The sequence below is a fragment of the Pseudoflavonifractor sp. 524-17 genome (genome assembly GCF_009935845.1).
Lineage (GTDB): Bacteria > Bacillota > Clostridia > Oscillospirales > Oscillospiraceae > Pseudoflavonifractor_A.
Map to the genome: position 1 here is coordinate 1 of NZ_QWEK01000137.1, position 880 is coordinate 880.

Here is an 880-nt window from a genome sequence, read left to right on the forward strand (position 1 = left end):
AAAAAAGACATCCTTTCAGTCAAGAATCGGAGCAGGCATCGAACTTGATTGAAAGGATGAATTTTTAATGGAAAAGACCCCAAAGGAACTGCTGAAGGCCTACGTGGACAGCCAGAAGTCCAACAGCACCACAGAGATCATGAACGCAATGAAGGAGATGTTCCGGGACGTATTGCAGCAGGTGATGGAAAGCGAACTGGACACGGAGCTGGGATACGAAAAAAGTCAGCGCACGTCGGAAACAGCTGTCGAAAACAAGGCCCGGAATTATCGCAACGGCTACTCAAAAAAGACGGTAAAGGCCCAGCTTGGAGCGGTGGAGGTGAAGGTGCCCCGGGACCGGGACGGGGAGCACGAACCGCAGACCATCGGGAAGTACAGCCGGAACGCGGACGGGATGGAGGAAAAGATTTTGGGGCTGTACGTCTGTGGGATGAGCCAGCGGGACATCTCGGAACAAATCAAGAGCCTGTATGCTGTGGACATTTCGCCGGAGCTGGTGAGCAAGATCAGCGAGAAGCTCATGCCAGAGGTCACAGCGTGGCAGAACCGGCCGTTAGAGGCGGTGTATCCATTCGTATTTTTGGATGCCATCCACTACTACAAGGTGAAGGAAAACCATCAGTACCAGACAAAGGCGGCCTATGTGGTTCTGGGCGTTGCCATGGACGGCACAAAGGACATTCTGGGCGTGTGGATTGGTGAGCAATTCTGGCTGAATGTGCTGAATGACCTCAAAAGCAGAGGTGTTTTGGATATTTACCTGTTCTGCGTGGACGGTTTGAAGGGTTTCGTGGAGGCCATCGGGGCAGCCTATCCTCACAGCCAGGTACAGCGTTGTATCGTCCATCAGATCCGCTCCTCCACCCGGTCTGTCAGC

At 53.3% G+C, this 880-nt stretch carries 1 protein-coding gene; it reads left to right on the plus strand.

The genetic code is table 11. The annotated features are described in order from the left end of the window. Positions 1-67 precede the first annotated feature (67 nt). Positions 68-880: IS256 family transposase (locus D1159_RS19005; RefSeq protein WP_161847138.1), on the plus strand; the 813-nt coding region annotated here is incomplete at its 3' end.